At 67.9% G+C, this 20,516-nt stretch carries 23 protein-coding genes and 1 tRNA gene; 16 read left to right on the forward strand and 8 right to left on the reverse strand.

All coding sequences use genetic code 11. From position 1 onward, the window contains the following. Positions 1-48: 48 nt before the first annotated feature. Positions 49-807, reverse strand: coding sequence for an ABC transporter ATP-binding protein (locus ACFULV_RS26200; RefSeq protein WP_378637202.1), 759 nt, complete (start codon positions 805-807; stop codon positions 49-51). Between the two features lie 177 nt (positions 808-984). On the opposite strand from ACFULV_RS26200, the gene ACFULV_RS26205 reads away from it, so the two are divergent. Next, positions 985-2,238, forward strand: coding sequence for a PucR family transcriptional regulator (locus tag ACFULV_RS26205; RefSeq protein ID WP_378661108.1), 1,254 nt, complete (start codon positions 985-987; stop codon positions 2,236-2,238). Continuing rightward, complete coding sequence (gene hisI / locus ACFULV_RS26210) at positions 2,235-2,579, forward strand: phosphoribosyl-AMP cyclohydrolase (RefSeq protein ID WP_378637196.1); 345 nt, start codon at positions 2,235-2,237, stop codon at positions 2,577-2,579. Before ACFULV_RS26205 ends, hisI begins: the two co-directional genes overlap by 4 nt. Here the strand turns inward: hisI and ACFULV_RS26215 are convergent. The 4 genes from ACFULV_RS26215 to ACFULV_RS26230 form a co-directional block, all read right to left on the reverse strand. Next, positions 2,576-3,043, reverse strand: coding sequence for a MarR family winged helix-turn-helix transcriptional regulator (locus tag ACFULV_RS26215; protein ID WP_378637194.1), 468 nt, complete (start codon positions 3,041-3,043; stop codon positions 2,576-2,578). The two genes, hisI and ACFULV_RS26215, sit on opposite strands and share 4 nt — an antisense overlap. Before the next feature lie 144 nt (positions 3,044-3,187). Next, positions 3,188-3,760, reverse strand: coding sequence for a permease (locus ACFULV_RS26220; protein ID WP_378661110.1), 573 nt, complete (start codon positions 3,758-3,760; stop codon positions 3,188-3,190). A gap of 67 nt (positions 3,761-3,827) precedes the next feature. Further along, positions 3,828-4,298, reverse strand: a complete 471-nt coding sequence (locus ACFULV_RS26225; RefSeq protein ID WP_101463475.1) for a peroxiredoxin — start codon at positions 4,296-4,298, stop codon at positions 3,828-3,830. Between the two features lie 72 nt (positions 4,299-4,370). Further along, positions 4,371-4,649 carry a hypothetical protein gene (locus ACFULV_RS26230; RefSeq protein ID WP_378637188.1) on the reverse strand — a complete coding sequence of 93 codons (279 nt, stop codon included), beginning with the start codon at positions 4,647-4,649 and terminating at the stop codon, positions 4,371-4,373. Positions 4,650-4,782: 133 nt separating this feature from the next. Here ACFULV_RS26230 and ACFULV_RS26235 point away from each other — a divergent pair, with 133 nt between their 5' ends. The 11 genes from ACFULV_RS26235 (at position 4,783) to ACFULV_RS26285 (ending at position 16,081) form a co-directional block, all read left to right on the forward strand. Then, a complete protein-coding gene (locus tag ACFULV_RS26235; protein WP_378637186.1) occupies positions 4,783-6,321 on the forward strand; it encodes an anthranilate synthase component I in 1,539 nt (512 codons plus the stop codon). Next, a complete protein-coding gene (locus ACFULV_RS26240) occupies positions 6,318-7,064 on the forward strand; it encodes a TIGR02234 family membrane protein (RefSeq protein WP_378661113.1) in 747 nt (248 codons plus the stop codon). Before ACFULV_RS26235 ends, ACFULV_RS26240 begins: the two co-directional genes overlap by 4 nt. Positions 7,065-7,188: 124 nt before the next feature. Then, positions 7,189-8,010: an indole-3-glycerol phosphate synthase TrpC gene (gene trpC / locus ACFULV_RS26245; protein WP_056824640.1), complete on the forward strand. Its 822-nt coding sequence runs from the start codon at positions 7,189-7,191 to the stop codon at positions 8,008-8,010. Beyond that, on the forward strand, positions 8,007-9,272 hold the full coding sequence (trpB, locus tag ACFULV_RS26250; RefSeq protein ID WP_378637181.1) for a tryptophan synthase subunit beta: 1,266 nt from the start codon (positions 8,007-8,009) through the stop codon (positions 9,270-9,272). Before trpC ends, trpB begins: the two co-directional genes overlap by 4 nt. Continuing rightward, positions 9,269-10,069: a tryptophan synthase subunit alpha gene (gene trpA, locus ACFULV_RS26255; RefSeq protein WP_378637179.1), complete on the forward strand. Its 801-nt coding sequence runs from the start codon at positions 9,269-9,271 to the stop codon at positions 10,067-10,069. Before trpB ends, trpA begins: the two co-directional genes overlap by 4 nt. A gap of 121 nt (positions 10,070-10,190) precedes the next feature. Beyond that, positions 10,191-11,267: a prolipoprotein diacylglyceryl transferase gene (gene lgt, locus ACFULV_RS26260; protein WP_378661116.1), complete on the forward strand. Its 1,077-nt coding sequence runs from the start codon at positions 10,191-10,193 to the stop codon at positions 11,265-11,267. 224 nt (positions 11,268-11,491) lie between these two features. Further along, on the forward strand, positions 11,492-12,019 hold the full coding sequence (locus tag ACFULV_RS26265; RefSeq protein WP_101463469.1) for a TM2 domain-containing protein: 528 nt from the start codon (positions 11,492-11,494) through the stop codon (positions 12,017-12,019). A gap of 171 nt (positions 12,020-12,190) precedes the next feature. Then, complete coding sequence (locus tag ACFULV_RS26270; RefSeq protein ID WP_378661190.1) at positions 12,191-12,943, forward strand: amino acid ABC transporter substrate-binding protein; 753 nt, start codon at positions 12,191-12,193, stop codon at positions 12,941-12,943. Between the two features lie 3 nt (positions 12,944-12,946). Next, positions 12,947-13,618, forward strand: a complete 672-nt coding sequence (locus ACFULV_RS26275; protein WP_378637174.1) for an amino acid ABC transporter permease — start codon at positions 12,947-12,949, stop codon at positions 13,616-13,618. 145 nt (positions 13,619-13,763) lie between these two features. Beyond that, positions 13,764-15,182: a pyruvate kinase gene (gene pyk / locus ACFULV_RS26280; protein WP_378661192.1), complete on the forward strand. Its 1,419-nt coding sequence runs from the start codon at positions 13,764-13,766 to the stop codon at positions 15,180-15,182. 2 nt (positions 15,183-15,184) lie between these two features. Then, complete coding sequence (locus tag ACFULV_RS26285; RefSeq protein ID WP_378637168.1) at positions 15,185-16,081, forward strand: acyl-CoA thioesterase; 897 nt, start codon at positions 15,185-15,187, stop codon at positions 16,079-16,081. Between the two features lie 43 nt (positions 16,082-16,124). On the opposite strand, the gene ACFULV_RS26290 is transcribed toward ACFULV_RS26285, so the two are convergent. From ACFULV_RS26290 to ACFULV_RS26300, 3 genes are all read right to left on the reverse strand, one after another. After that, entirely contained in the window at positions 16,125-16,514 is a 390-nt protein-coding gene (locus ACFULV_RS26290) for a hypothetical protein (RefSeq protein ID WP_378661119.1), read from the reverse strand. Between the two features lie 128 nt (positions 16,515-16,642). Beyond that, positions 16,643-17,266: a low molecular weight phosphatase family protein gene (locus ACFULV_RS26295; protein WP_378661122.1), complete on the reverse strand. Its 624-nt coding sequence runs from the start codon at positions 17,264-17,266 to the stop codon at positions 16,643-16,645. Between the two features lie 185 nt (positions 17,267-17,451). Then, positions 17,452-17,961, reverse strand: a complete 510-nt coding sequence (locus ACFULV_RS26300) for a monooxygenase family protein (protein WP_378637160.1) — start codon at positions 17,959-17,961, stop codon at positions 17,452-17,454. A gap of 112 nt (positions 17,962-18,073) precedes the next feature. Here ACFULV_RS26300 and ACFULV_RS26305 point away from each other — a divergent pair. From ACFULV_RS26305 to ACFULV_RS26315, 3 genes are all read left to right on the forward strand, one after another. After that, a tRNA-Leu gene (locus tag ACFULV_RS26305) sits at positions 18,074-18,160 on the forward strand. 165 nt (positions 18,161-18,325) lie between these two features. Continuing rightward, positions 18,326-18,937: an ANTAR domain-containing response regulator gene (locus tag ACFULV_RS26310; RefSeq protein ID WP_056824610.1), complete on the forward strand. Its 612-nt coding sequence runs from the start codon at positions 18,326-18,328 to the stop codon at positions 18,935-18,937. 272 nt (positions 18,938-19,209) lie between these two features. Beyond that, positions 19,210-20,367 carry a branched-chain amino acid ABC transporter substrate-binding protein gene (locus ACFULV_RS26315; protein WP_378637157.1) on the forward strand — a complete coding sequence of 386 codons (1,158 nt, stop codon included), beginning with the start codon at positions 19,210-19,212 and terminating at the stop codon, positions 20,365-20,367. The last annotated feature ends 149 nt before the right edge of the window (positions 20,368-20,516 follow it).

The following is a 20,516-nucleotide window of genomic DNA, read 5'->3' on the forward strand; positions in this document are numbered from 1 at the left end:
GGCGGCCTGTGTGGTTACGCTCCGCTTCCGCCTCCGGTCGCTGACCGCTCATGCCGAAGCTCCGAGGTAGGCGCGGATGACGGCGGGATCGCGCTGCACCGCTTCGGGTTCGCCTTCGGCGATCACCTGGCCGAACTCGAGGCAGATCACCCGATCGCAGGTGCCCATCACGAAACCCATGTGGTGTTCGACGACGATCACGGTGAGGTCGAGGTCGGCTTGCAGCGCGCGCAGGCGGTCGGCGAATTCGTCGACCTCGCCGTGGCTCAGCCCGTTCACCGGCTCGTCGAGCAGCAGCAGTCGCGGCCGCACCGCCAGCGCCCTGGCCAGTTCGATGCGCTTGAGGGTGCCGAAGGGCAGGCCCGCGGCCACGTGGTCGGCGACCGCGGTGAGTTCGAGGCGCTCGAGCAGTTCGTCGGCTTCGGCGCGCAGCAGTTTTTCCTCCCGGCGGACCTTGGGCAACCGCAGTCCGGCCGACACGAAGCCCGCGCAGGCCCGGTGATGGGCGCCGACGAGGATGTTGTCGCGCACCGAAAGGCGGGGGAACAAGCCCAGGTTCTGGAAGGTGCGGGCGATGCCGAGCCCGGCGAGAGCATCGGGACGCACCGTCGACAGATCGGTTTCGCGGTAGCGCAGGGTGCCCGACGTCGGCCGATTGCGCCGGGTCAGGCAGTTGAACAGGGTGGTCTTGCCCGCGCCGTTTGGTCCGATCAGGCCGACCATCTCGCCGGGGGCGACCGTGAACCCGACGTCCTGCAGGGCGGTGATGCCGCCGAAGCGCACCGTCAGGTTGGTTATCTCGAGCATGCGAGGAACACTAAGATCGCAGGTCGGAGCCCACATCGGACGTTATGGACCAAGAACTGGGCCCTCGCTCGTCCGCTGCGGACAGTGTGACGTGGTTGACACCATGAGCGAGCCCATGCACACTCCCCGAACATGTCAGCTGGATCACGTTTATCCGTTTCGCCCGAGTCTGCTCAGGTGGCGGCCGAGCGCAGGCGGATAGCGGGCTGCGCCTACGAACACGCCGACGAGATCGCCGACGACGTGATGGCCAAGATCCGCGCCCAGCTGCCCGGCTACGCCACCGCGGGCCCCGGTGTCCTCGACGATGTGCACGATCAGCTCGCCCGGCTCAGCCGCACCGGACTCGGCGCGCTGCTCGAACACCGACGCGTGTGCCCGGCCGACGTCGCCTACGCGCGGCAGGCGGCGGCGCGACGAGCCCGCACCGGGCTGCCGCTGGTCGATTACATCGCCGCGTTCCGCCTCGGCCAGCGCGCCATCTGGAAAACGCTGCTCGCGCACGCCGGTGATTCCGAGGCAGGGCAGGCGGCCGTGTTGTCCTTGGCGGGGCCGCTGGCCCGCTACACCGATCTGATCAGTACCCAGGCCACCGACGCGTATCTGGAATTCCAGCAGTACGTGGCCGCCGAATCCGGGCGCGACTCGCAGGCGCTGATGGACGCGCTGCTCGACGGCGCGCTGCCCGCGAGCGGTCCGCATCTGTCGGTGGCCACCGCGCACGGAATCGGCGCCGAACGCACCGCACCGGTGGTGGTGGTCACCGCCGTGGTGCTCGATCGGGCGGAGCGAAGTGAGGATTCGTCCGAAAGGCTCGGTCAGGCGAGGCAATTGGTGTCCGCCGCGGTGGCCCGGTGCACGGTCAACGGACTGCGGACACTGTCGGTGGTGCGCGGATCCGAGATCGTCGCCGTGCCCGCGCTCGGGGCCGGCGGGGCGGCCGACGGACTGTGCGAGCGACTGCGCGCGACGCAGGACGAGTTGGGCGCCGAGGGCATCACCCTGGCCATCGGGGTGAGCACCGCGGTCACCGAGGTCGCCCAGATCCCGCGTGCCTACCGGCAGGCGCAGGCCGCGCTCGAACTTCTGCCCGAAGGCGGCGGGGTGCTCGCGTTACCGCAGCTCACGCCGTTCAGATATCTGCTCCTGCGCGCCGATGACACCACCCGTCAGCTGGTGGACCCCCGCATCGGGAGCGCACTGGCCGAGGACCGCGTTCGTGGCGGGACATTGGCCGAGACGATCCGCGCGTTCGCCGCCGCCGATATGAATCTGCGCGAAGCCGCCGATACCCTGCACATCCACCTCAATACGGCCAAGTATCGGCTCGGCCGGATCCAGGAACTCACCGGCCGCAATGTGCGCAGCGTGAACGACCTGGTGGAACTGCTGGTGGCCATCGAACTGGCTGCTGTTATAAACGAGGCATGAGCCTCGACCCCGCCATCGCCGCCCGCCTCAAGCGCACCGAGGACGGACTGATCGCCGCGATCGCGCAGGAAAAGGCCACCGGCGACGTGCTGATGATGGCCTGGATGGACGACGAGGCGCTGGCCCGCACGCTGGAAACCCGCAAGGCGACCTACTATTCGCGTTCGCGTCAGCAGTACTGGGTCAAGGGCGAAACCTCCGGGCACACCCAGTACGTGCACGAGGTGCGGCTGGATTGCGACGGCGACACGCTGCTGCTGATCGTCGATCAGGAGGGCGCGGCCTGCCACACCGGCACCCACACCTGCTTCGACACCGATGTACTGCTCGCCGCCGACTAGTCGCCGTCTTCGACGAGGAGCCGGTTCAGCCGGTCTGACAGGGATTCCCCGAGCACCGCGAGTTGCGCGGTCTGCTTATCGGTGAGACCGTCCAGCACGAGCCTGCGTACGGCGTCCACGTAGCCGGGGGCCGCCTCGATCACCTTCTCGAAACCGGCGTCGGTGAGAACCGCGTACACCCCGCGCCGGCCCGCGGTGGTGTCGCGGCGCACCCAGCCGATGCGTTCCAGCTTCGAGACCACATGCGAGAGCCGCGATAGCGACGCATTTGCCTTGTGGGCGAGATCACTCAGTTGCAGCCGGTGTCCCGCCTCCTCCGAGAGCAGGCTGAGCACCCGGAACTCGAAATGGGTGAGGCCGGACTCGCGCTGCAACCGGGTGTCCAGCGCGCCGGGAATCCGGGTCATGAGCGCGACGATCGCCTGCCATGCGCGTTGTTCGACGGGGTCGAGCCACTGGGTCATCGCCGGTACTGCCTCGCGGCCGGACGACGGACATGGTGGAGTGAGGCGCGCACACGAAAGAGTTTGCCACGACGTCGCTGTGACGTCCGCGAGTTGGCAGTGGTCGTGAGGTCACTCACATCACCGCGAGGGTGTATGCGAGGGTTACCGATCGCCGGTCATCGGCGGCGCAGCGGGCGCCGGCTGCTGCGCCGCGGCCTTGGCGGCCTTGTGACGGCTGAATCCACGCTTGCCCATCAGTGCGAGCACCAGCGCGAACACCACCGCCGCGAGGATGGCGCCGACCAGGCAGGCGCCGCGGAACGCGGGCGCGTCGACGTCCAGAATTCGCTGACCCGCGTGTGCGGCATTGTTGCCGCCGAGCACGATCGTCAACGTCATCAGATTCGGCAGCGAGCAGGCCAGCGCGACGATCACCGCCGCGCCCGCCATGAACTTGCCACCCTTGCGCTTCCACACCCGCACCGCGAATATCAGCAGCACCAGCGGCAGCAAGGTGAAGACGAAGCCGTAGACCAGCCCCCACCAGATGCCAGAGCTGAAACTGCCGTGCACGGTGTTGGCCAGCCGCTGTGCCCACCACCGGGGGATGAACGAGGACAGGATGAAGTAGGCGGCCACCAGCACCACCACCGTGGCGAGCGTGATGATCGCCCGGTTACGCCATACGACGGCCGTGGATTTCTGACCGCTCGACTGCACCTCGCCGGTTGTCATCTGCCCAGCGTAAGTGCGTCGGGGCCGCCGGGCGTCGATCCGCCGCCCGGCGATTCGCCGACCGGTACTACTCCGGGGTGATGCTGCGTTCGCGCAGGAAGGCCAGCGCTTCGTCGGCGTGCACGGCCGCCCGCAGCTCGCCGGTGACGATCTTGAGGATCGTGCGGTCGGTGTCGATGACGAAGGTGTGCCGCTTGACCGGGGCGAGCTTGCCGAGCAGTCCACGCTTCACGCCGAACGCGGCGGCGACCGCGCCGTCGCTGTCGGACAGCACCGGGTAGTCGAGGCGCTGCTTGGTGGCGAAACCGGCCTGCACCTCGGTGCTGTCGGTGCTGATCCCGACACACGAGGCGCCCAGCGCGGCGAACTCACCGCTCAGATCACGGAAGTGGCAGGCCTCGGCGGTGCACACCGGGGTGTTGGCGGCGGGGTAGAAGAAGAGCACCACGGGGCCGTCGGCGAGCAAGCCGTCGAGCGAGCGGAGCTGGGCGGACTGATCGGGGAGCTCGAATTGCGGAGCGCGCTGGCCTGGCTGCATGCCCAGACAGTATCTACCGGCGGCCGAGTAAGGAAGATCCCCGTTCGCGGCCACGAACGGGGATCTGGGGTCCTATTGCCCGAGCAGTGCCGCGATGTCGGGATTGCGGATCTGCATCACGTCGAGGATGCCGTGCGCGCGCAACAGTGGTTCTAGCTCGCGGATGCGGTCGCTGTGCCCGGCGTACTCGTCGGGGAAATTCTTCTTGTCGAGGTCCTGGATGGCCTTGGCGTAGGTGACGAACGAATTGATCGCGCTCGTCGCCACCGTCTGCTGGCCGGGACCGTAGTGCTGCTGCGACGGAACGGCCAGCCGGCCGTCCTGTGCGCCCTGCTGCGAGGGGTACAACATTGCTCCTCTCGGAAAGGGGGTTACCGCATGCGACATGGAACGCGCGCGAGTGTAGTGATGCCGGTCACCGCCCGATTCGGCGCGGGGTCGGGTCCGCGCGCGTCGGCGACGGCACGCCTGGGATGATGGGCCCATGCAGGGCGCGTCGACACCAACCACCACGACCCGCGAACAGTTCCGGCTGCTCGCCGCCGAGCACCGGGTCGTCCCGGTGACCCGAAAGGTGCTGGCGGACTCCGAAACTCCGCTCTCGGCCTATTCCAAACTGGCCGGCGACCGGCCGGGCACCTTCCTGTTCGAATCCGCGGAGAACGGGCGCTCGTGGTCGCGCTGGTCGTTCATCGGCGCGGGCAGCCCGTCGGCACTGACCGTCGTCGACGGTGAAGCCGCCTGGCTCGGCACGGTGCCCGTCGACGCACCCACCGGCGGTGACCCGCTGCGCGTGCTGCACGACACCCTCGAACTGCTGCGCACCGAACGGCTGCCCGGGCTGCCGCCGCTCACCGGCGGCATGGTCGGCTTCCTCGGCTACGACGCGGTGCGCCGGATCGAACGGCTGCCCGAACTCGCCACCGACGATCTGCGGCTGCCCGAACTGGTGCTCATGCTGGCCACCGATCTGGCCGCGTTCGACCACCACGAAGGCGCGATCACCCTCATCGCGAACGCGGTGAACTGGGACGGCACCGACTCCCGGGTCGACGCCGCCTACGACGACGCCGTCGCCCGGCTCGACCGGATGACCGCCGCGCTGGCCACCCCCGCGCCCTCCACGGTGTCGGTCTTCGACCAGCCCGAACCGCAGTTCCTGCGCAGGCGCACCACCGAGGAATTCGGTGCGGGCGTGCGCCGCCTGATCAAGGAGATCGAGGCGGGCGAGGCATTCCAGGTGGTGCTCTCGCAGCGCTTCGAAATGGACTACACCGGGTCACCGCTGGCGGTCTACCGCATGCTGCGGGCCTCGAACCCGAGCCCGTACATGTATCTGATGCACATCCCCGACGGCGAGGGTGGCACCGCGTTCTCGATCGTCGGCTCGAGTCCTGAATCGCTGGTCACCGTGAAAGACGGGGTGGCCACGACACACCCGATCGCGGGCACCCGCTGGCGTGGCGAGAGCGCCGAGGACGACATCCTGCTCGAGAAGGACCTGCTGGCCGACGAGAAGGAGAACGCCGAGCACCTGATGCTCGTCGACCTCGGTCGCAACGATCTGGGCCGGGTCTGCCGTCCCGGCACGGTGAAGGTGACCCAGTACCGCCACGTCGAGCGGTACAGCCACGTGATGCACCTGGTCTCGACGGTGTCCGGGCTGCTCGCCGAGGGCAAGATCGCGCTGGACGCGGTGCGGGCCTGCTTCCCCGCCGGCACGTTGTCGGGCGCGCCGAAGGTGCGGGCGATGGAACTGATCGAGGAGCTGGAACCGACCCGGCGCGGCGTCTACGGCGGCGTGGTCGGCTACCTCGACTTCGCCGGTGACGCCGACACCGCCATCGCCATCCGCACCGCCCTGCTCAAGGACGGCACCGCCTACGTCCAGGCGGGCGCGGGCGTGGTCGCCGACTCCGATCCGGTCTACGAGGACACCGAGGCCCGCAACAAGGCCATGGCGGTGCTCAAGGCGATCGCGGCGGCGCAGACCCTGCGCACCTACGAAGGCGGGGACCTGTGACGGCGGAAGAAGACGACACCGGTCGGTCCGTCGACGCGACGGACACCGAGGTAACGGGAGCGGGCGCGACGGCCACCCCGGCCGCGAAGCCCATCGTTCCGGTCGTCTTGCTCGCGCTGGCGGCGGCGGGGCTGTGGGCGTCCTCGCGGATGACATGGGTGACGGTGTACTCGGCCGACGGCCTCACCGAACCGCGCACCGACGATCTCAACGGTGGCGTGTGGTTCGGCGCGCTCACCCCGCTCGCGCTGGTGCTGGTCGCCTCGATCGCGGCGGTGTTCGCGGTCAAGGGCGTGCTGCGGCAGTTGCTCGGGGTGGTGATCTCGGTCGTGGCCGCGGCCGCCGCGGTGCCGGGCTTCGCGCTGGCCGTCGGCGCGGGCAGGACCGCCGACCGGGCGGGCACCCTGGCCGAGCTGCCGGTGCGCGCGGTGGTCAGCTCCGCCGACACACACCTGGGTCCCGCGATCCTGTCGATCGCCGCGGCGAGTCTGGCACTGGCCGCGGGCATCCTGCTCACCCGGCGCACCGGCGAACGCACCGAGGAGGTCTCCGACCGATACGACAACCCGGTGTTCCGTAAGGCCGACGCCAGCGCCGCGGTGAGCAAGCAGAACGCGGAGACCGGAACCGCGGCGCCACTGTCGGACCGGGTGCTGTGGGACGCGCTCGACGCGGGCACCGACCCGACCGATACCCCTGACACCCCCGGCGCCGACCGCGGTCCGGCCGGGGAGAACAAGTGACCGGCAGCACCCCCGCCGCAGTGACACGCGCGGCGGGCATTTATTCTTTACCAGCATCGGTGAGACAGCGCCCGAGGGGACTCTCGGGCGAGAAGTGCGTCTCCCCAGAAAGGATTCGAGCCAGATGACGGTACTCGACTCGATTCTCGACGGGGTCCGGGCGGATGTTGCCGCTCGCGAAGCCCTCCTCGATTTTCAAGCGATCAAAGCTGCTGCCGCCGCGGTCAAGGGGCCGCTGGACGCACACGCCGCGCTGCACGAGGACGGAATCGGTGTCATCGCGGAAGTGAAGCGAGCCAGCCCCTCCAAGGGCGCGCTCGCCGATATTCCCGATCCCGCCGTGCTGGCCAAGGCCTACGAAGACGGGGGCGCGCGGATCATCAGCGTGCTCACCGAGGGCCGCCGCTTCGGTGGATCGCTCGACGATCTCGACGCCGTGCGCGCCGCCGTGAACATCCCGGTGCTGCGCAAGGACTTCGTCGTCGGCCCGTACCAGATCCACGAGGCCCGTGCCCACGGCGCCGACGTGATCCTGCTGATCGTGGCCGCGCTCGAACAGGACGTGCTCGCCTCGCTGATCGACCGCACCGAATCCCTCGGCATGACCGCCCTGGTGGAGGTGCACACTGAGGAAGAGGCTGATCGCGCCCTCGAAGCCGGTGCGACGGTGATCGGCATCAACGCGCGCAACCTCAAGACCCTCGAGGTCGACCGCGATGTGTTCGCGCGGATCGCGCCCGGCTTGCCCTCGGAGGTCATCCGGGTGGCCGAGTCCGGCATCCGCGGCACTGCCGATCTGCTGGCCTACGCCGGTGCGGGCGCCGATGCCGTGCTCGTCGGCGAAGGCCTGGTGACCAGCGGTAACCCGCGTTCGGCTGTGTCCGAACTGGTGACCGCCGGCACGCACCCGTCCTGCCCGAAGCCGGCCCGGCGGAGCATCCGGTGACAGTGCTTCCCCCGGCGAGCGCCGGCGTCGCCCAGCACTCCGAGTACGAACCCGACGCGGGCGGCCACTTCGGCGTCTACGGCGGACGTCACGTCCCCGAGGCGCTGATGGCCGTGATCGAAGAGGTCACCGCCGAGTACGACAAGATCCGCACCGACCGCGGCTTCCTCGACGAGCTCGACCGGCTGCAGCGCGACTACACCGGCCGTCCGTCGCCGGTGTTCGAATGCACCCGGCTGGCCGCGCACGCGGGTGGCGCGCGGATCTTCCTCAAGCGTGAGGACCTCAACCACACCGGCTCGCACAAGATCAACAATGTGCTCGGTCAGGCGTTGCTCGCCAAGCGGATGGGCAAGACGCGCGTCATCGCCGAGACCGGAGCGGGCCAGCACGGCGTCGCGACGGCCACCGCGTGCGCGCTGCTCGGCCTCGACTGCGTGGTCTACATGGGCGCGGTCGACACCGCCCGCCAGGCGCTCAACGTGGCCCGCATGCGGCTGCTCGGCGCCGAGGTGATCCCGGTGACCTCGGGTTCGCAGACGCTCAAGGACGCGATCAACGAGGCACTGCGCGACTGGGTGACCCACGCCGACGACACGTTCTACTGCTTCGGCACCGCCGCCGGTCCGCACCCGTTCCCGCTGCTGGTCCGTGATTTCCAGCGCGTGATCGGCTTGGAGGCGCGCGAGCAGATCCAGCTTCCGGCGCAAGCGGGCAGGCTGCCCGACGCCGTCGTGGCCTGCGTGGGCGGCGGTTCCAACGCCATCGGCATCTTCCACGCCTTCATCCCCGATGCGGGTGTGCGCCTCGTCGGTTTCGAGGCGGCCGGTGACGGCGTCGAAACCGGACGCCACGCCGCCACCTTCACCGGTGGCACGCCCGGTGCGTTCCAGGGCGCCTACTCGTACCTGTTGCAGGACGAAGACGGCCAGACCATCGAATCGCATTCGATCTCGGCCGGTCTCGACTACCCGGGCGTCGGCCCCGAGCACGCCCACCTCAAGGACATCGGTCGCGCCGAGTACCGGCCGATCACCGACACCGAGGCGATGGACGCGCTGCTGCTGCTCTCGCGCACCGAGGGCATCATCCCGGCGATCGAGTCCGCGCACGCGGTGGCGGGCGCGCTGAAGCTGGGTGTGGAGCTCGGCGAGGGCGCGGTCATCCTGGTCAACCTGTCCGGTCGTGGTGACAAGGACATGGACACGGCGGGACGCTGGTTCGGTCTGTTCGACGACGATGCCGAGGAGCACCAACAGTGAGTCAGCAGTCGCGTCTTGCGAACACCTTCGCTGCCGCGCGCAGCGAGGGCCGGGCCGCTCTGATCGGCTACCTGCCCGCCGGTTATCCCGATCTCGCCGGTTCCATCGCCGCGTGCCGTGCGCTCGTCGAATCCGGCTGTGACATCGTCGAAGTCGGCGTCGCCTACTCCGATCCCGTGATGGACGGCCCGGTCATCCAGGCCGCCGCCGAACAGGCGCTGCGCAGCGGGGTGCGCGTGCGCGATGTGTTCTCCGTCGTCGAGGCAATCGCCGATGCCGGTGGTCAGGCCGTGGTGATGAGCTACTGGAACCCGGTGCTCAAATACGGCGTCGACACCTTCGCTCGCGATCTCGCCGCGGCCGGTGGCGCCGGCATCATCACGCCGAACCTGATCCCCGACGAGGCCGACGACTGGTTCGTCGCCTCGGCCACGCACAACCTGGATCGCATCTTCCTGGTGGCGCCGTCGTCGACCGAAGAGCGTCTGGTCAAGACCCTCGAGGCCTCACGCGGCTTCATCTACGCGGCCTCGACCATGGGTGTGACCGGTGCCCGCGACGCGGTCTCCTCGGCCGCGCCCGCGCTGTGCTCGCGCATCCGCGCGCACTCCGACATCCCGATCGGCGTCGGCCTCGGCGTGCGCTCGGGGGCACAGGCTGCCGAGATCGCCGCATACGCCGACGGCGTGATCGTCGGCTCGGCGCTGGTCTCGGCCGTGCCGGAGGGCCTCGACGCGGTCCGCGCACTGACCGCCGAACTGGCCGAGGGCGTGCGTTCGGCGACCGTTCGCTCCTAGCAGTTCGCGCGATGGGCCCGGCCGCTGATCCGCGGCCGGGCCCATCGCTCGTCACCGGTCCGTCGTCCGCCGTCCGGGTCGCGGCAACACGCCCGTAAGGCTCTCCACTAACGTGGGCCGGGTGAACTCAGTCCTGGCCTATATTCCGAGTCCGCCCCAGGGGGTCTGGCAACTCGGACCCTTCCCGCTGCGGGCATACGCACTGTTCATCATTCTCGGCATCGTCGTCGCCATCTGGTGGGGTGAACGCCGGTGGCGCGAGCGCGGTGGTCAGCCGGGCGCCGTGCTCGATGTCGCGATGTTCGCGGTGCCGTTCGGCCTGGTCGGCGGCCGGATCTATCACGTGGCCACCGACTGGCAGAAGTACTTCGGCGAGGGCAAGCATCCCGTCGAGGCGCTCTACATCTGGCAGGGTGGCCTCGGCATCTGGGGCGCGGTGTTCTTCGGCGCCATCGGTGCCTGGATCGGCTGCCGGATGTACAAGATCCCGCTGCCCGCGCTCGGCGACGCCGTCGCGCCCGCTGTGCTGCTCGCCCAGGCCATCGGCCGGCTCGGCAACTACTTCAACCAGGAGCTGTACGGGCGCGCCACCGAGCTCCCGTGGGGCCTGGAGATCTACGAACGGTTCGACCCGGAGACCGGCGCGCGGGACATGATGAACGGGGTGTCGACCGGGCGGGTGCTCGAGGTCGTGCAGCCGACGTTCCTGTACGAGCTCGTCTGGAACGTGCTGGTCGTCATCGGTCTGGTGCTGCTCGACAAGCGCTACAAGATCGGCCACGGGCGACTGTTCGCGCTCTATGTCGCGGGCTACAGCTTCGGCCGGTTCTTCGTCGAGTTGCTGCGCAGCGACGAGGCCACCCACATCCTCGGCATCAGGATCAACTCGTTCACCTCCGCACTCGTCTTCCTCGGCGCCATGGCCTACTTCGCCTTGGCGACCAAGGGCCGCGAGACGCCGGCCCAGTTGCAGCCCGACGGTGAGCCGCGCCCTTGGCCGTGGCAGTTCTCCGCGCTGCGGGCCGCCGGTGCGGCCGACAACGCCGTGACGGCGACGGACTCCGAGACCGAGGCCGTCGACGTCACCAAGAAGGCGGATTCCGCTGAGGTGGAAAAGGATTCGGCACAAGCGGATGTCGTGTCCGAATCTGTCGGCGCCGCCGGCGCGAAGGATGTCACCGACGCGAAGAAGTCCTGATCCAGAGAAGTTTTCGTCGAATCGGCGGGCGTCCGGCAACATTGCGGACGCCCGCCGCGATATTCCGAGGTATGGCGAGGGCCGTTCGGGGAAGCACCCGACAAGACAACGGTGGGCAGGACCGGCAACAATGACCCGTGATCGTCGCGGGCGCACCGCCGTTCGGCCGATCGCCACTGGCCGGGGGCCACGACGGGTACCCGCACGAATGATGGAGGACATGAGTGACCGACCCCTACAACCCCAATCCACAGTACGGCCCTGACCTGAGCAAGCAGCCCGACTCGGGTTCGCAGCCGCAGTACGGCCAGCCTGCCTACGGTCAGCCCTCTGATCCGTATGCCCAGCAGCCGCAGCCCGGCTACGGTCAGCCGCAGTACGGTGCGCCGCAGCCGCAGTACGGTCAGCCCGCCGACCCGTACGCTCAGCAGCCGCAGCCGGGGTACGGCGCAGCGCCGTACGGGGCCATGCCGCAGGGCTACAACCCGAACGACCCGGAAGCCCCCTACGGCCGGGACATGTACGGCGTGCCGTTCTCGGACAAGCAGAAGCTGATGGCCGGTCTGCTGCAGATCTTCCTCGGCAGCTTCGGCGTCGGTCGCTTCTACCTCGGTTACACCGGTCTCGGCATCGCCCAGATCGCGGTGACCTGGCTGACCTGCGGTCTCGGCGCCATCTGGCCGCTGATCGACGGCATCATGATGCTCACCGGCAAGGTGCCCGACGCGCAGGGTCGCCCGCTGCGCGACTGATTCCTGCCCACACGGGGATGAACGGGTGTTCTGCTACGGCGGGGCACCCGTTTCGTGTTTCCCGCCGGTATTCCGATCACGGTGAGCGTTACTCTGTGTCGGTCTGTGGCGGCGCCGTAGCGTCGCTTGGCCTGCGCGTGCCCCCTACGCGCAGCGGAGAAAGGGATGTCCGTGCGCAAATTCATTGCCGCCGCCGTACTCGCTGTGGTCGCCGCGACGGGCCTGTCGGCCTGCTCGTCCGCGTCCGACCCGAACGTGCTCAAGATCGGCACCGAGGGCACCTACGCGCCGTTCAGCTACCAGGAGGGCGGCACGCTCACCGGCTACGACGTCGAGGTCGCGCGCGCGGTCGGGGAGAAGCTCGGCAAGCAGGTGGAATTCGTGCAGACCCCGTGGGACTCGATCTTCGCCGGCCTCGAGTCCAAGCGCTTCGACCTGGTCGCCAACCAGGTCACCGTGAACCCGGAGCGCACGGCCAAGTACGCGCTGTCGCAGCCGTACACGACCTCCGAGGGCGTGATCGTCACCAAGTCCGACAACACCACCATCACCTCGCTGGCGAGCCTGGCGGGCAAGACCACCGCGCAGTCGGCCACCAGCAACTGGAGCAAGGTCGCCTCGGGCGCGGGCGCGAAAGTCGAAGCGGTGGAAGGGTTCGTGCAGGCGGTGCAGCTGCTGAAGGCAGGTCGGGTCGACGCCACCGTCAACGACACCCTCGCGGTCGGGGAGTACACCAAGAAGACCGGTGACACCGGCATCAAGATCGCGGCGCAGACCGGCGAGACCAGCAAGCAGGCCTTCGCCGCCCGCAAGGACGACACCGCGCTGATCGCCGACGTCGACAAGGCGCTGGAGCAGTTGCGCGCCGACGGCACCCTGGCTCGTCTGTCGGAGAAGTACTTCGGCACCGACGTCAGCAAATAGCGGATGGATCCGGCTACCTGGGAGCTGATCCGGCACAACCTGGTGCCGATGCTGAAGGCCACGGTGACGATGACGTTGCCGCTCACGGCCATCAGCTTCGTGATCGGCCTGGCCATCGCGGTCGGTGTCGCGCTGGCGAGAATGTCGACGCGGCGGGTGCTCTCGGTGCCCGCCCGCTTCTACATCTCGATCATTCGCGGCACCCCGCTGCTGGTCCAGCTGTTCATCGTGTTCTACGCGCTGCCGCAATTCGGGATCGTCATCGATCCGTTCCCGGCGGCGGTGATCGCGTTCAGCCTCAACGTCGGCGGGTACGCCGCGGAGGTGGTGCGCTCGTCGATCATGAGCGTGGCGCACGGGCAGTGGGAGGCGGCGGAGTCGCTGGGCATGACCTATGTCCAGACGCTCTGGTACGTCGTGTTCCCGCAGGCCGCGCGGATCGCGGTGCCCCCGCTGTCGAACACCCTGATCTCCCTGGTCAAGGACACCTCCCTGGCCTCGACCATCCTGGTCACCGAATTGCTGCGCACCGCCCAGCTGGCCGCCGCGCCGACCTTCGACTTCTTCGCCCTGTACGGTGTCGCGGCGCTCTACTACTGGGTGATCTGCCTGATTCTGGGCTTCGGCCAGAGTCGTTTGGAAACAAGACTTTCCAGACACGTCGCCGTCCGGTGACCATTGATTTCGTGAACACCTGGGTAACTCATCGGGAACGCTCGGCCCCCGGTCCCGCCGAAACCGCCGGTCCGGTCGCCAGGTGACGACGACCCTCCGACCGGCCAAATTCACGGAGAGGCGGATGAGCACTAGGCTGGGGGCCGTGATGCGACGGACGAAGATTGTGTGCACCCTGGGGCCGGCCACTGCTACCCAGGATCGTATTCGTGAGCTCGTCGAAAGCGGCATGGATGTGGCCCGGCTGAACTTCAGCCACGGCGACCACGCCGACCACGCCGACAACTACAAGATGGTCCGCGCGGCCTCGGACGAGACCGGCCGCGCGGTCGGCATCCTCGCCGACCTCCAGGGCCCCAAGATCCGCCTCGGCCGCTTCGCCGACGGCAAGACCGTGTGGGCCAACGGCGAGCAGGTGCGGATCACCGTCGACGAGGTCGACGGCACCCACGACCGCGTCTCGACCACCTACAAGGAGCTCGCGCAGGACGCCAAGGCCGGTGACCGGCTGCTGGTCGACGACGGCAAGGTCGGCCTCACCGTGGAATCGGTCGAGGGCAACGACGTCGTCTGCCGGGTCACCGAGGGCGGCCCGGTGAGCAACAACAAGGGCTTGTCGCTGCCCGGCATGAACGTGTCGGTGCCCGCCCTGTCCGAAAAAGACGTTGCCGACCTCGAATTCGCCCTGGAGCTGGGCGTCGACTTCATCGCGCTGTCGTTCGTGCGTTCGCCGTCCGACATCGAACTCGTGCACGACATCATGGACCGCGTCGGCCGCCGGGTCCCGGTGATCGCCAAGCTGGAGAAGCCCGAGGCGATCGAGAACCTCGAGGCGATCGTGCTGGCCTTCGACGCGGTGATGGTGGCCCGCGGTGACCTCGGCGTGGAGCTGCCCCTGGAGCAGGTGCCGCTGGTGCAGAAGCGCGCGATCCAGATGGCGCGCGAGAACGCCAAGCCGGTCATCGTGGCCACCCAGATGCTCGAATCGATGATCGAGAACTCCCGCCCGACCCGCGCGGAAGCCTCCGACGTCGCCAACGCGGTGCTCGACGGTGCCGACGCGGTGATGCTGTCGGGCGAGACCTCGGTCGGCGCGTGGCCGATCGACGCGGTGCGCACCATGGCCCGAATCGTGACCGCGGTGGAATCCGAGACGTCGCGGGTGCCACCGTTGACCCACGTGCCGCGTACCAAGCGCGGCGTGATCTCCTACGCCGCCCGCGACATCGGCGAGCGGCTCAACGCCAAGGCGCTCGTGGCGTTCACCCAGTCCGGTGACACAGTGCGCCGCCTGGCCCGCCTGCACACCCCGCTGCCGCTGCTGGCGTTCACCCCGCTGCCGGAGGTGCGCAGCCAGCTCACGCTGACCTGGGGCACCGAAACGTTCATCGTGCCCATGGTGGACACCACCGACGCGATGATCCACCAGGTGGATCAGGCGCTATTGTCGCTGGAGCGTTATCGCAAGGGTGACCTGGTGGTCATCGTTGCCGGTTCCCCTCCGGGTACCGTCGGTTCCACCAACCTGATCCACGTGCACCGCATCGGCGAAGAGGACCACTAGTAGTGAGCATTTCGATCGACATCGAGACCACACAGGGCGAGCCGACACCCGATCTGCGGGTGTTGCTCGACCTGCTCGACCTCGAGTCGATCGGCGAGGACACCTTCTTGGGCAACCACCCCGAGAAGGTGTGGAGCCGCACCTTCGGCGGGCAGCTGGTGTCGCAGGCGATCATCGCCGCCGGACGCACGGCGGGGGAGCGGCCGCTGCACGCGATCAACGCGCATTTCGTGCGCGGCGGCGATGTGAAGAAGCCGATCGAATACCACGTGCAGCGCCACCGCGACGGCCGCGCGCTCGCCAACCGGACGGTGACCGCCAGCCAGGACGGCCAGGAGCTGTTCGTGATGCTGGCCGCGTTCCAGGACTGGGGTAAGGGTCTCGAGCACGCGCACGAGGGCCCGGATGTGCCGGATCCCGAAACCCTGCCCCGGGTGGAGGAGAGCTTCGTCGGCTTCGAGGACAAGCTGGAGATGTTCATCAAGGCGCCGCACCCGATCGACATGCGCTACACCAACGATCCGTCGTGGATCCTCAAGGGCACCGGCGAGAAGCTCAATCACAACCGGGTCTGGATGCGCACCGACGGCGCGCTGCCGGATGATCAGCTGCTGCACGTGGCCGCGCTGGGCTACTCCTCCGACACCACCGTGCTCGATTCGATCATCACCACGCACGGTTTGTCGTGGGGGCTGGACCGGATTCTCGCGGCGACGGTGAACCACTCGATGTGGTTCCATCGCCCGTTCCGGTTCGACGACTGGGTGCTCTACGCCACCGAGTCACCGGTCGCGGCCGGTTCGCGTGGTTTGGCGACGGGCCGGTTCTATTCGCGCACAGGCGAATTGATCGCCACGACCGTGCAGGAAGGCGTCATCCGGCACTTCCCGGCCCGCTGAGTGCCGCGGTGTGGCCCCGCTGAGGTCACCCGGCCGGACAAACTCAACGCAGTTCGTGGTCGAGTTCGGGTGCGACGACGTCGGTGCGCTGATAGGCGCGCAAAGTGAAGGGCACACCGTGCGCGTGATGCGGTGGGGCCGCGCCGTAGACGGCCAGCGCCAGCCCGCGCTCGAGGTCGGTGATGTCGGCGTCGGTGAGATCGGCCGGATCGCCGACCAGGCTCAGCGCGATCTCGTAGGTGCTCTCGCCGCTCGGCTCGAGGCCGGGATAGCTACCGCGCCACTGTGATTCGAGTTCGTGATGCACCGGATCGCTCGCGTCGACGGGCATGGTGAACCGCCATGCGTAGACGTCGCGCTCGTGCACGTGGTCGTCGAGGACCGTCCGGACACTGGCGACGATGCGGTCGAGGATCTCCGGCGTTACATACACATGGAGCGAAACATCCGAAATGCGTTTCGGCAAGTCTGTAGTCCCGTCGTGTGTCGAAACTGCAAGGGGTAACCACCCACGTCCGCGCCGAAGTCTAATCCCTGCGCGCCGTGGCGAACAGCCCTAGCTCAGCGTCTGCGTTGCGCGGCGAGAAAGGCCGACAGTGGGGCGCCGGGTCCACTGGGCGCTATCACCAGGCCGGGCTGATCGGTGTCGCCGGACCGTTTCGTCTGCTCGTGGGGGGCGAGCGCGCCCAGCACGGGGAACAGCAATTCCGCGATTCGGTCGCCGACCTCGAGGAACGCCGCGGGCGAGAGGCCGATCGGGTCGGCGATGTTCTCGCGGCCCACATACGCCAGGTTGTTGCGCGCGTGGTGCAGTGCGGCAATGGATTTCGCACCGGTGACCTTGGCGATGCGATGGGCCTCGGCGAGGGTGAAGGTGCGCGGGGCGGTACCGAAGGCCAGTTCGCCGACCTGGTCGCGTAAGGAATCGGTCATTGTCAGCACCAGATCGGCGCGATCGACCATCTCGGGCTTGAGCTTTCGGGCCTTGAAGCCGGTGGTGTCCCCGCCGAGGCCCTGGATGGTCTCGGCGGCCATCGGATCGGGCGGAAAGCCGACCAGGGCCCTGGTGCCCGCGCTCTCCGCGGTGAGGCCGGGTAGAGCGTGCTCCGTCGCGAACGCCCGGGTGAGCCGTTCGGCGATCACCGACCGGCAGACATTGGAGTTGCAGACGAAGAGCACGTGCATACCGACACCGTAATCGGGTCGATTGTCACGGAGTAGGCCGGAATTGTAACCATCACAAGCGCGGTACTACTTATTCACCTTTCGGTTGAACGCCGTACATCATTCACGATGCGCAAATCTGTTGTGTGTGACCGTGATACCCGCGAGATAGGGGGAAGAAACCTCGCGGTGATATGTGTCGGTTGTCACTCTTTTCGATCATAATAATTCGATTCGGAAATGACCGGCGGCACGGCCGGTGGGGTGCCGTGCACGCGGCCCCTGGTGGAGAACATCGGCCCACGCGCGGGGACCACCGGTGCGAACGCCGCCAGCCCCGTCGATGCCGACATGTCGTCGTAGACCGCGTCGATGCCGCCACGGCGGAAGTAGGCCTCGTGCCAGAAGCCGGTGCCGCCGGAATCGCGCAGGAATTCGCCCCACCACTGCCGGTGCGGTTCCGACCGCGTCCAGCGCTCGAGCGAATCCAGATCGCGCCAGTACTGCCGGGCGCCCCAATGCGGGGGAAACATCGACCACACGATGTCCTCGTGCAGCAGCAAACCGTCGGGCCGGTCGGCATGTGAGCGATACAACTGCGGGCCGACGCCGAGCAGCCGCAGCATCCCGCGCGGGGTGCGCACCCGCATGCCGAGCAGGATCATCACCAGGTCGGGGTACGCATTCAGGTCGACCGTAGTTCTGTGCACGCGCATGATCGCAGCCCCTTCCAAGGTGCTCTTTCGAGGTACTACGGGGCAGGTGGAGGTCCGGTTCGACCGGCGGTTCGCTTCCCGGCGCGCCGAGACGCTATAGTGACCGCGGTGCGCCGGGTTGGCGGAACTGGCAGACGCGACGGTCTCAAAAACCGTTGTCCGGAAGGACGTGTGGGTTCGAGTCCCACACTCGGCACCACGGCGGAAGCGCGGCGTACGTAGCCGCGCTCCGCGGGGGAGTATCCGGCGCAGGGTGTGCGCGATCTCATCGCAGGCGCATTCTCTGCGCGGAAGCAAAAGGTACTCTTTACATCGCCAGTCGTGGTGTGATCGACAGGCATCGGAATCCAGAGGGGTCGAACCTATGAGCACGAATGCAGCCGGCGCCACGCGTGAGGCCGCGGCCAAGCGGGTCGTCGTCGCCGAGGATGAGGCCTTGATCCGGATGGACCTCGTCGAGATGCTCAAGGAAGAGGGCTACGACGTCGTCGGCGAAGCGGGCGACGGACAGCAGGCCGTGGAGCTCGCCGAGGAACTGCGCCCCGATCTGGTCATCATGGACGTGAAGATGCCGCGCCGTGACGGTATCGACGCTGCCGCCGAGATCGCGTCGAAACGTGTTGCGCCCGTGGTGATCCTGACCGCTTTCAGTCAGCGCGATCTGGTGGAGCGCGCGCGTGACGCGGGTGCGATGGCCTATCTCGTGAAGCCGTTCACCAAATCCGATCTGGTCCCCGCGATCGAACTGGCGGCCAGTCGTTTTCACGAAATCACGGCGCTGGAAACAGAAGTCGCGAATCTCTCGGACCGTTTGGAGACGCGCAAACTGGTCGAGCGGGCCAAGGGTGTGCTCATGCAGACCCAGGGGCTCTCGGAGCCGCAGGCGTTCAAATGGATTCAGCGCACCGCGATGGATCGCCGCACGACGATGAAGGCGGTCGCCGAAGTCGTGCTGGAGAACCTCACCCCGCAGTGACTCGGTTCGGCTCTTACTGCCGTGCGGGCCGAAAGCAGAAAATGTTTACGTAAGCGAAACAATAATGTGAACTATTGCTGGACAAGAGGCGTCCGACATGATGCGAATGTGATGCGGATCTAACAAAGCGGCGATATGTTCTCTGCGGGCTGAACGTGGTCGGCCCCCTCGGTGAACCCGGGGAGCACAGGACATAGAGGTGAGACGTGCTCAGTTCGACATGGCGCAGTCGGTCGACGCGGGGAGTTCTGGTAATCGGAGCTGCCGCGTCGTTGGTGTTGTCCGGATGCAGTGACAAGTCGTCAGATGGCGGCGGTGGCGGCAATACCGATCTCTCCATCCAGTCGGTCGTTCAGCTCGATACCGAGGGCAAGGCTGTCGCGACAACCGATGCCGGTGCGGCCGCGGACCCCGCAGGCGACGGCAAGGCCAAGTGCGCGCCCCTGACCCTCGGCATGGCGGGCCCGCTGACCGGCGGCAATGCCGCCCTCGGCATCAACATCATCATGGGCGTGAAGCTCGCGCTCGACAAGCACAACAAGGCCAACCCGGACTGTCAGGTCTCGGTGAAGCAGTTCGACACCGAGGGCAAGCCGCAGATCGCCAGCCAGGTGGTCCCGACGATCGTCGCCGACCCGAACATCGTGGCGCTGGTCGGCCCGACCTTCTCGGGCGAGACCAAGGCGACCGGCCAAATCCTCAGCGAGGCAGGCATGCCCACGTTGACGGCGTCGGCCACGAACCCCACGCTGACCCAGAACGGCTGGAAGACCTTCTTCCGTGGCCTGGGTAACGACAACTCGCAGGGCCCGGCGGTCGCGAACTACCTGACCGGCGAGAAGGGCTTCAAGAAGATCTGCGTCGTGCAGGACAACACCGACTACGGTGCCGGTCTGGCACAGGCGTTCATCACCGCCGCGGGCCCCGCGGCCGACGCCTCCTGCGGGACCAGTGTCAAGGAAGGTGACAAGGACTTCTCGGCAGCGGTTTCCAAGCTGTCCGCCGCCAAGCCCGACGCCATCTTCTACGCCGGGTACTACGCGGAGGCGGCGCCGTTCGTGCAGCAGCTGCGTTCCGGCGGCGTGACCGCGGCCTTCGTCTCCGCCGACGGCAGCAACGATCCCGAGTTCGTCCGGCAGGCCGGTTCCTCGTCCAAGGACGCGCTGCTGTCGTGCCCGTGCAGCCCGGCGCCGGAGAAGTTCGCCGCCGATTACAAGGCGCTCAACGGTCAGGCGCCCGGCGTCTACTCCGTCGAGGGCTACGACCTGACCACGATCCTGCTCAAGGGGATCGATGCCGGTAAGGTCACCCGCGCCGAGCTGGTCGATTACGTCCGCAACTACGACGGCACCGGTGTCGCCCGCCAGTACAAGTGGGGCGAGACCGGCGAGCTGGCCAACATCCAGATCTGGATGTACCAGGTCAAGTAGTTCCGATGACGTGTGCAGCGGTGGGCGGGGGGGGGCAGCCACCCGCCCCCCGCGCCCGGCGCGGGGGTAAAAAAGAACACAGACGGGGGGCGCGGGGTGGCCCCGGTGGGCCGGGGGGGCAGCCAATTAAACAATTACGGGGGGGTAGA

It is taken from the genome of Nocardia sp. NPDC057272, assembly GCF_042668615.1.
Classification (GTDB): Bacteria; Actinomycetota; Actinomycetes; order Mycobacteriales; family Mycobacteriaceae; genus Nocardia.